Origin of the sequence: Yersinia kristensenii (assembly GCF_900460525.1) — a bacterium.
Lineage (GTDB): Bacteria > Pseudomonadota > Gammaproteobacteria > Enterobacterales > Enterobacteriaceae > Yersinia > Yersinia kristensenii.
In genome coordinates this window covers 3,409,059-3,420,975 of record NZ_UHIY01000001.1, presented here as the reverse complement: position 1 = coordinate 3,420,975, position 11,917 = coordinate 3,409,059, and the positions used below count along the sequence as shown (strand labels likewise).

The following is an 11,917-nucleotide window of genomic DNA, read 5'->3' as shown; positions in this document are numbered from 1 at the left end:
TGATATCGCGGGTATTGATTCCACATTGTTGCTGTGTTGGTCGTCAGCACAGCAACAGTGCGGAAGAGGCAGGGAATAGAGGCAGGGGGAGTTATGGGCTACTTTATTGACAGGCGACTTAACGGCAAAAATAAAAGCATGGTCAATCGCCAGCGCTTTTTGCGCCGCTATAAGTCGCAAATTAAACAATCAATTTCCGATGCTATCAATAAAAGGTCAGTAACTGATATTGAGAGTGGCGAATCTGTCTCGATACCTATTGACGATATCAATGAGCCGATGTTCCATCAGGGCCGTGGTGGATTACGCCATCGGGTGCACCCCGGCAATGACCATTTTGTCACCAATGACCGCATCGAACGCCCACAAGGTGGTGGTGGCGGTAGCGGCAGTGGTCAGGGGAATGCCGGTCAGGACGGTGAAGGGGAGGATGAATTTGTCTTTCAGATCTCCAAAGACGAATATCTCGATTTGTTGTTCGAAGATCTGGCGCTGCCTAACCTGAAGAAAAATCAGTATAAACAGCTGACCGAATTTAAAACTCACCGTGCAGGTTATACCTCCAATGGGGTACCTGCCAATATCAGTGTGGTGCGCTCACTGCAAAACTCACTGGCTCGCCGTACTGCCATGACCGCCAGTAAACGTCGAGAACTGCGCGAATTAGAAGAGACACTGAAAGCGCTGGAAAACTCGGAACCGGCACAATTGTTGGAAGAAGAGCGCATACGCAAAGCCATTGCCGAATTAAAACAAAAAATCGCCCGGGTACCTTTTATTGATACCTTTGATTTGCGTTATAAAAACTATGAACGGCGGCCTGAACCCTCAAGTCAGGCAGTCATGTTTTGCTTGATGGACGTGTCTGGCTCCATGGATCAAGCCACTAAGGACATGGCAAAGCGGTTTTATATTCTGCTGTATCTATTCCTGAGCCGCACTTATAAGAACGTCGATGTCGTGTATATCCGCCATCACACACAAGCGAAAGAAGTTGATGAACAAGAGTTTTTCTATTCGCAAGAAACCGGTGGGACTATTGTCTCCAGTGCGCTGAAGCTGATGGACGAAGTGGTGCAAGAGCGCTATGACCCTGCGCAATGGAATATCTACGCGGCTCAAGCCTCGGATGGGGATAACTGGGCCGATGATTCGCCGCTGTGCCATGAATTACTGGCGAAAAAAATCCTGCCAGTGGTGCGTTACTATAGTTACATCGAAATCACCCGCCGTGCCCATCAAACACTGTGGCGAGAATATGAAGATTTACAGGCAAAATATGAGAATTTTGCCATGCAGCATATTCGGGATCCGGAAGATATTTATCCCGTATTCCGTGAGTTGTTCCATAGGCAGACTGTTGATAATTAACCTCTAGGTAGCCGGTAATCTTTTTCTGTTACAGAAATGGCTTCCCGGCTTTTTAATGCGCTAAAATTTCTACTTCTCCTTTCATCCTCAGAGCGCCCCAATGAAATGGCATGATGGACTGCGACAACCGGGGGTATTAGCGGTATTAACCGCGGCGGCATTGTTTGGTGCCGGAACCCCATTGGCAAAACAATTGCTGAATACGGTTAGCCCATGGTTACTGGCCGGTTTACTCTATCTGGGTTCTGGAGTGGGTTTGGCGCTGTATCGGTTGATAACTCGCCCGTCCCCCGTCAGCTTGCCGCGTAATGAGCTATGGTGGTTTATCGGCGCGATTACCGCCGGTGGGATTATTGCGCCGGTGCTGCTGCTGATTGGCCTAACCGGCATGCCCGCATCGGGTGCTTCATTGTTACTCAATGCTGAAGGGGTATTTACTGCCCTGCTCGCCTGGTTTGCTTTCAAAGAGAACTTTGACCGCCGCATTGCTTTGGGCATGATAGTGATTATTGCCGGTGCCGCTATTCTGAGCTGGCCGGGAGAAGCACATTTTGCCGGACTATGGCCGACACTGGCTATTCTGGGCGCTTGTTTCGCCTGGGGGATTGATAATAATCTGACCCGCAAAGTCTCTTTGACGGACGCCACATGGATTGCATCAGTCAAAGGATGGATGGCTGGTACGGTGAATCTCGGATTGGCATTTTCGCTTGGTGCCAGTTGGCCGCCACTCACCCAACTGGCCGGTGCTCTGCTGGTCGGATTCTTTGCCTATGGCGTCAGTCTGGCCCTGTTTGTTATTGGCTTGCGCCACTTGGGCACCGCCCGCACCGGCGCTTACTTTTCTGTCGCGCCATTTTTGGGCGCGGCGCTGGCGGTGGCAATGGGTGATGCAGTGACCTTACCTTTAGTGGCCGCCGGGCTGTTGATGGCCATAGGGATTTGGTTGCATCTGACTGAACAGCATGAGCATCAGCACCACCATGAAGACTTACCGCACGAACACGAACATCTTCATGATGTACATCATCAGCATTCACATGATTTTCCGGTCAGCGCCAATGTGCCACATAAACATCCTCATCGGCATCAGCCCATGACGCACTCTCATCCCCACTTTCCGGACTCGCACCATCGCCACAAACATGAATCGCAAACCAAAGATAAATAACAAGCACGGCCACCAACATGAGCAGTATATAAATCACCGCGTTAGCACATATTTTGTTTAATAAACACCAGCCTGACATACACAAACAGCATAATTTGCCAATTTACATCATTAACTTGTTCTACCTGCGAAATCACTTAATATAGGAATATTCTTATATTGGCGGTGTTGCAGATATGACTGTGCGCTCCTTACTCATACTGATTTTATCTTTATCATTTATCCCATTTTGCCAGGCAGTTTATAATCCCAAAGAATATAATATTTGGCATATTCAGGGCAGTGTTTTATACGGTGCCACCCAAACGGAAGATGAAGAGCCGGTGCTAATCAGTATTGCTGGCCCCTCGACCCACTGGGCCAATATGGTGATTTCACTGATGGCCAGTGAGCCCTGTGATATCAATCAAACAACCACTGAACTTGCTTTTAATACTGATCTGTTCACTGTCGAATATGGTTGTCTGACAACAGCAGGCCAGACCGTAATAAGCTATACCCTGCATGATGCTGACAAGGTCAATAAACTCTACAATCACCTGAAATCGGGTTTTACTATCACACTGGATAAGCGCATTAAGGTGTGGGCGGCCAATATTGGCACTCCCATAAACAGTGATTGACGCATAATGGCGTTACTTATCATCAAGTTGACTAAAACGCAGTGTCAAATAATCAAGCACACTGCGCACTGAGGGTAATAAACCGCGCCGTGAGGGGAAAACGGCATGGATAATTTCATGGCGCAGTGACCACTCCGGTAGCAGACGGATTAATTCCCCCGAGGTCAATTGCTCTGTCACCATCATCACCGGAAGCTGCACCGCCCCGACCCCACTTAGGGCAGCGCTGCGTAATGTGGTCATGTCTGCGGTCACCAGCCGAGGTTGATGATAGATTGCTGCATGCGCCCCATCTGGCCCCGCTAAGTTCCAGATAAACTCCTGCTGCGGTTGCCCTAGCCCAAGACTTGGCCAGCCGGTCAAATCAGAGGGCACTTTCACTTCCCCCTGGCGCGCAATCAATTCAGGGCTGGCGACCAGACACTGACAGCGGTTGCCTAACACCTTCAGCACCAAATCACTGTCTTGCAATGGCGGTGGCCGAACCCGAATAGCAATATCAATGGCTTCCGCCACCGGGTCGACCTGTCGATTTGTCGCGTCGAGATGAAGCGTCACCAGAGGGCAACTGGCCATAAAATCCGCTAACATAGTGCTGACCGTGGCTTGTAACAGTGCCACTGGGCAAGTCATACGCACCACCCCACGGGGCTCTGCTCGTGTTAAATCAATCGATTCTTGTGCCGCTTTGGCTTCTTCCAGCATCGCTTTGCAGTGTTCATAATAGGTGCGCCCGACATCCGTCACCGCAAAGCGCCGGGTTGAGCGCTGAATTAATCGCACCCCTAGCCGCTCTTCCAATAAAGCCAACCGCCGACTCAGTTTTGACTTGGGTACCCCCAATACCCGGGCTGCGGCACTGAATCCTCCGTGCTCGACCACCTCGGCATAATAATAGAGGTCATTAAGATCCTGCATACCCTACCCTTATGTTACCTACAGTTAGTATTGTTCCCAAAATAGAACAGTGATACTCACTTTTGCTATCTACTGCTGAGATTATCCTGAATATATACTTTACCCAACCTGTAGCCAAGCAGATTGAACCGTAAGGCTGCTCTCTATTATTAAAGATGTTGTAAGGAGATTACGATGAAAAAAGTCCAAGGTATTTATCGTGCGCCGCGCCAACATTGGGTGGGTGATGGTTTCCCGGTTCGCTCACTGTTTTCATACCAAAGTCATGGCAAACAACTCAGCCCATTCCTGTTGCTGGACTATGCCGGGCCGATGGATTTTACCCCGACTCAGCAGCGTCGAGGTGTCGGGCAACATCCACATCGCGGATTTGAAACTGTGACCATTGTGTATCACGGTGAAGTTGAGCACCGCGACTCTACCGGTAAAGGTGGAATTATTGGCCCTGGTGATGTGCAGTGGATGACAGCAGGTGGCGGTATTCTGCATGAAGAATTTCATTCAGATAGCTTTGCACAACGCGGCGGTGCTTTTGAAATGGTGCAATTATGGGTCAATTTACCGGCTAAAGACAAAATGACCGCACCGGGTTATCAAGCCATTCGCAATGAAACTATTCCTCTGGTTACATTGCCTGAAGGCGCGGGTAGTCTGCGCGTCATCGCGGGGGACTATGCTGGAGAAAATGGCCCCGCCCAGACTTTCTCACCCTTGAATGTGTGGGATATCCGGCTAAATCAAGGAAAAAGCACTGAGTTTTCACTGCCCGATGGCTGGAATACCGCGCTAATTGTGTTGCGCGGTACTGTGCAGGTTAATGGGGATGCGATTGCCCGTGATGCAGAAATGGTGTTGTTGGGATCTGCCGGTAGCAAGGTGATTGTTGAAGCTAATAATGATGCCGTGCTGTTATTGCTCAGTGGTGAGCCAATCGAGGAGCCCATTATCGGTTACGGGCCTTTTGTGATGAACACCCAAGAGCAAATTGCCGAGGCTATCGCGGACTTTAACAGTGGCCGTTTTGGTTCGATGAGTCATCACGCCTAACGGCCAATCTGCCCGCCATTACCTGATATGACACTGATCAGGTAATGGCATTTAACCTGTATCAAACCATGATAGTTATTGGTATTCATTAAAAATAACCTCCGCGCGGCCCTATCATCCCGATAAATCCCCTCTTTCCCTGCTCCGTTATCGACTAAACTTAATGTTATATACAGATACAGCAATAAACTGGCATAAATAAGACTGCCGTATTTTTTTTGCATGTCATATATTAACGAGTATTTAAATATTTATTTGTCATTAATCTTATTTTCTTTATTAAAAAATAATGCTATTCCAATAACTCTAGAGGTAACCTCACTCAAACAACATAGCTGCCAAGCGATTCTTTTTCATAGGAATTCATAATGAAAACAACAAAGACAGTAAAATGGCAGAAAACTGAACCGTCTGATTATGACGAAAATAATGCCTTATTAAGCGCATTAGATGACTCATTAGCTATTATTGAGTTTGATCTTTACAATCGTATTATTGAAGTTAATCAAAACTATCTTGATTATTTTGGTTATAAACGCGAAGAAGTCATTGGTCAACCTCATTTAATTTTTTGTCATCCCGGTTATGCCAACAGTGAAGAATACCAAGAAATCAAAAAGAGCTTCCTCGCCGGGCAATCAATGGAAGGGCATTTTGAACGATTACATAAAGATGGTTCAACTGTCTGGTTGGCGGCTATCTATCAGCCGGTTCGCGGCCCTGACGGCTCAGTCACCCGGATGGTCAAAATCGCCAAAGACATTACCTTTTTCATTGAGCAACAAAAATTGACCCGAGAGTGGGTGAAACTTTATCCGGTGTTAGCCGCATTGGTGCAGGAATGCCCACTCGACGAAGTGATGTCTATGTTGTGCCTCGAAATTGAGCGAATTGCTCCGGAGGTGACTGCCAGTATTTTACAGATCAATGAGGAATGTTATCTTACCCCCCTTGCTGGCCCCTCCCTACCACCGGCTTATACTGCCGCACTCTCCTATGTGCCTATCGGCCCATTTGCGGGATCCTGCGGTACAGCTGCATTTCGCAAACAACCGGTCGAAGTACAAGATATCGCCACTGACCCGCTATGGGAAAATTATCGTCATTTGATTTTACCTCATGGGCTGCTGGCATGCTGGTCAACACCTATCATCTCCAGCCAAGAGAAAATCCTGGGGACTTTTGCTTTTTATTACAAGCAGGTACGAGGCCCAAGTGAATTTCATCGCCAATTGGTCAAGCTAACGGCTGATTTGTGTTCTCTTGCCATGGAACGGGAACTATCACGCAAACAAATTCAACATTTAGCTTTTTATGATTCATTGACCGGGCTGCCCAACCGCAGCCAGTTTTGGATTTATGCTAAACAGGCCATTGCCTTAGCGGCTGAAATGAACCATCCACTGGCCGTACTGGTGATTAATCTGGATCGTTTTAAACAAGTTAATGACTCACTCGGTCATGCTGCAGGTGATGAACTGCTTGCCGCTATCGCCGAGCGCCTGCGTGACAGCCTGCCCAAAAATGACATCATTGGCCGCCTGGCTGGGGATGAATTTATTATTATTCTGGCCTCAAGCCCCCTGCAACAAACTACGGCGAGAGTAGAAAAGATGCTGAGCCTACTGTCTCAGCCCTGTCAAATAGCCAATATGAATATTATTCCTTCGGCCAGTGTGGGGATCAGTTTATATCCAGAAAACGGCACTGAAATAGACACCTTGATGAACCATGCCAATATCGCGATGCATAAAGCGAAGAATATGGGTTATGGGCATTTCAATTTCTTCAGCGTAGAAATGAATAATCTCAATCAACAACGCCAGGATATGGAAGATGCGCTGCGTCATGCCTTTCATATTGGCTCCCTTGAGCTATTTTATCAGCCGCAAGTGATGTTAAAGGATGGCCATCTGTATGGTGTCGAGGCGCTAAGTCGCTGGAATCATCCGGTACTGGGCAACATCCCACCGCAACATTTTATTCCTATTGCCGAGGAGAGCGGCCTTATCAACGAACTAGCCCTGTGGGCGATTGATACCGCGTGCCAGCAACTGGCGGACTGGCGTTTACGGGGCATTGATATTCCATCGGTATCAGTGAATTTATCCCCGACTAATTTCCATAACCCCGGATTACCGGACATGATTTTGCATATTTTGCACCGTTATCATTTGCCGCCACAGGATCTAACACTGGAAATCACCGAAGATATATTGATTGAAAGTAACCCGGCAATTTTCACTACTATCGAAAAAATTCATCGCCTGGGGGTTCGCCTGTCAATGGACGACTTTGGCACCGGTTATTCCAGCCTCAGTTATCTGCGCCGCTTGGATCTCGATGAAATCAAGCTGGATAAAAGTTTCGTGCATGACCTTGAGCATGATGAAACCAGCCGAACCTTGAGTGAAGCCGTGATACGCATCGGTGAAAGTTTGCAATTGTCGGTGATAGTCGAGGGGGTCGAAAACGAAGCTCAGCGCACTTTGCTGAGCCGCCAAGGTTACTTAATTGGTCAGGGATTCCTGTTTTCAGAGGCGCTGCCCGCGATCAAGCTGGAAGAGTGGTTGGAGCGGCGCACCGCCATTGGCTGATAAATGGCATTTAGCTTATGAATAACAAGAGATATACAATTAATTGTAGTAACCTAATGACAGGTTCAATCACCCATAAGTGACGTTGTCACTGTCACCGGGTCACTCGCGTGAAGTTGGGCGCCGCCCACCTTTTCATCTGTCGGCAAATTCTTTATCCTTGCTGCCTTTTTCATTTGGATGTTGCATTGTTGTTATGCAAAAAAATGTTGTTATGCAAAAATTTCTTTTCCTACTGTTAAGCCTCATTCTGCTCGGCCCTCTGGGCATAGACCTTTACCTACCGACCATTCCCGCGATAGCCAAGGGCCTGAACAGTAGCGAGTCACTTATTCAATCCACCATCGCCCTGTTTATTTTGGTGCTGGGTATCGGCCAACTGATCGCCGGACCATTGGTTGACAAATATGGCCGCAAACCGATTGCCATCATCGGTATCATCCTTTATATGTTGGGTGCCGCCATGGCTGCGCTGGCTGTCAGCCCCATGATGTTTGTCAGTTCCCGCCTGTTGCAAGGTGTGGCCGTCTGTTGCACGGCGGTAGTGGCATTCAGTGGTGTCCGTGACCGCCTCAACGGCAATGAAGCTGCCCGTGCTTTTGGCTTCCTCAATGGCACCTTAAATATCGTCCCGGCGCTGGCCCCCTTATTAGGCGGGCTATTGGCTGAAGCCTTTGGCTGGCGTGCACCTTTCTGGTTCCTGGCCCTGTACGGGTTATTAGTATTAATCCTGGTGATTGTCTTCCTACCGGAAACCCGCCCGGCCAATACGCAGCCGGTGAAAAGTTTGCCGATAAAAAGCTATCTGCGCATTTTGCGTGACGACCGCTTTCTGATTTTTGCGCTGGTGAATGCCGGTGCAATGGGGATGGCATTAACTTATGTTTCGTTGGCGCCCAATGTCCTGATGGTCGGCGCTGGGCTGACTCCACTGCAATTTTCCTTAGTATTCGGAGCGAATGGTTTTTGGATCATGGCCGTCAGCTTTTTGGCGAATCGGATCATTCAAAAAGTGGGCCGCCCTGCCTGCCTGATGACCGGCAGTGTATTGATGGCTCTCGGCTGTTTCGGTCTGCTATATGGCCTTCGATTAGCACCTGAAGTGCAACAACACTGGCTGGTTTACATGTTACCCGTTGCCAGTGCCTGCGCCGGTTTAGCCTTTATGATGGGCCCTGCCACGAGCTATGCGCTGGAACCTTACGCCAATGAGGCCGGTGTTGCCTCAGCCTTGGTGGGGTTTGTACAAATGGCAGGTGGTGCCGGGCTAGGTTTATTCGCCATGGCCTTGCCAATTGAACCTAAATTATCATTGGCTATTGTGATGTTAGCGGGTTGCTTACTGGCCTGGCAGGCACGTCGTGCCAGTAAACATGTGCGCGGTAAGTTGCAGAAAATAAACTAACATGTCACTTCAATGGTAAATAATAAACCGATTACCCAATTGAATTGATGTTGTAGCAAGGCTGCAAATGAAATCATCCCGATAAGCTGACATAAGTCAGTGATTCGGGTGTAGATTTGAACGCTATTTGCAGCGGCGAAGCCCATGGACGGGCCGAGTCACAACAGCCGCTAACACCACCACAGGGTCAAGTCAGACAGGTAACACGACTTGCCAGCGCGCACATCAATTCATACCCCACGGTTCCGGCAGCCTTTGCCACCTGATCAATCAGCACATTTTCGCCCCATATCTCGACTTTGCTGCCAATCTGCGCTTGTGGGCAAGGTGTTAAATCCACGGTGAGCATATCCATCGAAATCGCGCCCACCGTGTGAGTCAATATGCCGTCTACCATTATCGGGGTTCCACTGGGTGCGAGTCGTGGATAGCCATCGGCATAACCACAAGCCACCACCCCAATGCGTTGCGCCCCACTGGCACGATAGCGGCCACCATATCCCACACGTTGTCCCGCAGATAATGATTGCACCGCAATAATCTCACTGCGTAAACTCATCACCGGGCGCAAACCCATGCCCGCAATATCCGCCATATCACCACTGGGCGACGCCCCATAGAGAATAATCCCCGGCCGCACCCAGTCATAATGGGTCTGTGGATTACGCAATATCGCGGCCGAATTAGCAAAGCATCGCGCCGCCGGAATATGCCCCGTGGCCTGTTGAATCTGCGTAAACTGTTCATCTACGCCGATAGAATTATCTGCATTGGCAAAGTGGCTCATTAATGTCACTTCGCCGACATTGCTGAGGCTTTTCGCCCATTGCCACACCGCCTGCGCTTGCCCAACAGGGAATCCCAATCGATTCATACCGCTATTGAATTTCAAATAAATATTGAGCGGAGCCGTCAGGCGGGCCGCTTTAATGGCTTCCAGCTGCCAATCACTGTGGACGGACGTGGTCAGTCGATAATGATCCAGCAACACTAAATCTTGCGGCTGGAAAAAACCTTCCAACAGTAAAATTGGCCCGTGCCAGCCCTGCTCTCGCAATAGAATGGCTTCATTTAAATCCAGTAAAGCAAACCCATCCGTGGCCGCCAGCCCCGACCAAATACGTGCTAAACCATGACCATAAGCATTTGCTTTGACCACTGACCAGATTTTAGCTGTTTTGGCTCGTTGGCGAACAAGACTTAAATTATGGTGCAGTGCAGATAAATTCAGCGTGGCAGATATCGGGCGAGGCATGCTTATTCCTTCTGGGACAATCTTCAGTCGTTATTATCAATAGCCATTATTATCAACAGAATTATATTAAACTGGATGAATATCCTGTAATGGCGTGACATTCAGTGGCCGAAAGCCAGCGCTATAGCGGGAGACCGAAAGATCATCAGCAAAAATAGCAGGACGCCGGCCAACCATGATATCGGCCAATAATTGGCCTGAACCGCAGGCCATCGTCCAGCCTAAAGTGCCATGGCCAGTATTGAGGTAGAGATTTTTCAGTGAAGTTCGCCCCACAATAGGCGTACCATCCGGTGTCATCGGCCGCAAACCGGTCCAAAATGTGGCCTGACTAATATTGCCGCCATCGGGATACAAATCGCCGACCACCATTTCCAGAGTTTCTCGCCGTGCCTGTTCCAATTGGGTATTGAAGCCCACGATTTCCGCCATCCCGCCCACTCGAATCCGGTCATCAAAACGAGTAATGGCAATCTTATAGGTTTCATCCAGCACGGTAGAAAATGGCGCAGCAGCCGGGTTGGTGATCGGGATAGTTAGCGAGTAACCTTTTAGCGGATAAACAGGGATCGACACCAACCCCGCCAGCAGCGCGGTAGAATAAGCGCCAAAAGCCACGACATAGGCATCGGCTGTCATAATATCATCGCCGCACAACACACCTGCGATTTGATTTCCATCCACCAGCAATTTATCCACTGAGCGATTGAAGATAAATTTCACCCCCGCTTGCTCGGCCATTTTTGCCAACCGCTCAGTAAACAATTTACAGTCGCCGGTTTCATCATTAGGGAGACGTAAACCGCCAGCGAGTTTATATGAGACTTTTGCCAATGCCGGCTCCACACTGGCCAGTTGATCCGCAGTTAATAATGAATACGGTACCCCCGCATCATCCAATACCGCAATATCTTTGGCGGCATTATTAAATTGCTGTTCGGTTCGGAATAATTGCAGAGTTCCGCCCTGACGCCCTTCATATTGAATACCGGTATCTTCGCGCAGATCTTTTAAACAATCACGGCTGTATTCAGCCAGGCGCACCATCCGACTTTTGTTAATCATATAGTGGGATGTATCGCAGTTTCTTAGCATTTGCCACATCCAGCGCAACTGGGCGGCGCTGCCATCAAGATGGACAGCTAATGGCGCATGGCGCTGGAACATCCATTTAATGGCTTTCAATGGGACTCCAGGGGCGGCCCAAGGGGCGGCGTAACCCGGTGATATTTGGCCCGCATTACCGGCGCTGGTTTCCTGAGCGGGCCCGTCCTGCCGGTCAATGACCGTAACATCATGCCCATCTTTCGCTAAGTACCAGGCACTGGCGACACCCACCACACCACTTCCTAAAATGACAATGCGCATATCATCCCCCACACCCAAAACGCCTTAAAAGCATAATATTCCGTTGACAGAAAATTAGCCCAGCAGAAAAAACTATCCAACATATTAATGATGAATTGTGATTACATTCACAATTAATTTACACCGCAATAACTTTTCAATTCAATGGCCGGAGGGAAATAG

Annotated in this window: 9 protein-coding genes; 6 read left to right on the top strand and 3 right to left on the bottom strand. The window is 48.8% G+C overall.

Features of this window, described 5'->3' with window-relative positions; genetic code table 11:
- Positions 1 to 93: 93 nt before the first annotated feature.
- From DX162_RS15685 to DX162_RS15675, 3 genes are all read left to right on the top strand, one after another.
- On the top strand, positions 94 to 1,371 hold the full coding sequence (locus tag DX162_RS15685; protein ID WP_004390942.1) for a YeaH/YhbH family protein: 1,278 nt from the start codon (positions 94 to 96) through the stop codon (positions 1,369 to 1,371).
- Between the two features lie 100 nt (positions 1,372 to 1,471).
- Positions 1,472 to 2,542 (top strand): EamA family transporter, encoded by a 1,071-nt coding sequence (locus tag DX162_RS15680; protein ID WP_004390943.1) that lies wholly within the window; start codon positions 1,472 to 1,474, stop codon positions 2,540 to 2,542.
- A 176-nt stretch (positions 2,543 to 2,718) separates the two neighbouring features.
- Entirely contained in the window at positions 2,719 to 3,165 is a 447-nt protein-coding gene (locus DX162_RS15675; RefSeq protein WP_004390944.1) for a hypothetical protein, read from the top strand.
- A 12-nt stretch (positions 3,166 to 3,177) separates the two neighbouring features.
- Here DX162_RS15675 and DX162_RS15670 read toward each other — a convergent pair whose 3' ends face one another.
- Positions 3,178 to 4,083 carry a LysR family transcriptional regulator gene (locus DX162_RS15670; protein ID WP_004390945.1) on the bottom strand — a complete coding sequence of 302 codons (906 nt, stop codon included), beginning with the start codon at positions 4,081 to 4,083 and terminating at the stop codon, positions 3,178 to 3,180.
- 174 nt (positions 4,084 to 4,257) lie between these two features.
- Here DX162_RS15670 and DX162_RS15665 point away from each other — a divergent pair, with 174 nt between their 5' ends.
- The 3 genes from DX162_RS15665 (at position 4,258) to DX162_RS15650 (ending at position 9,132) form a co-directional block, all read left to right on the top strand.
- Positions 4,258 to 5,130: a pirin family protein gene (locus DX162_RS15665; RefSeq protein ID WP_004390946.1), complete on the top strand. Its 873-nt coding sequence runs from the start codon at positions 4,258 to 4,260 to the stop codon at positions 5,128 to 5,130.
- A 368-nt stretch (positions 5,131 to 5,498) separates the two neighbouring features.
- Positions 5,499 to 7,727: a bifunctional diguanylate cyclase/phosphodiesterase gene (locus tag DX162_RS15655; protein WP_098080826.1), complete on the top strand. Its 2,229-nt coding sequence runs from the start codon at positions 5,499 to 5,501 to the stop codon at positions 7,725 to 7,727.
- A gap of 214 nt (positions 7,728 to 7,941) precedes the next feature.
- Complete coding sequence (locus DX162_RS15650) at positions 7,942 to 9,132, top strand: multidrug effflux MFS transporter (RefSeq protein ID WP_032821265.1); 1,191 nt, start codon at positions 7,942 to 7,944, stop codon at positions 9,130 to 9,132.
- Between the two features lie 187 nt (positions 9,133 to 9,319).
- Here DX162_RS15650 and dadX read toward each other — a convergent pair whose 3' ends face one another.
- Both dadX and DX162_RS15640 read right to left on the bottom strand, forming a co-directional pair.
- Positions 9,320 to 10,387, bottom strand: coding sequence for a catabolic alanine racemase DadX (gene dadX, locus DX162_RS15645; RefSeq protein WP_004393517.1), 1,068 nt, complete (start codon positions 10,385 to 10,387; stop codon positions 9,320 to 9,322).
- Positions 10,388 to 10,453: 66 nt separating this feature from the next.
- The gene (locus tag DX162_RS15640) at positions 10,454 to 11,755 is read right to left on the bottom strand and encodes a D-amino acid dehydrogenase (RefSeq protein ID WP_032821260.1); all 1,302 of its coding nucleotides are present in this window, start codon (positions 11,753 to 11,755) and stop codon (positions 10,454 to 10,456) included.
- Positions 11,756 to 11,917: the final 162 nt, after the last annotated feature.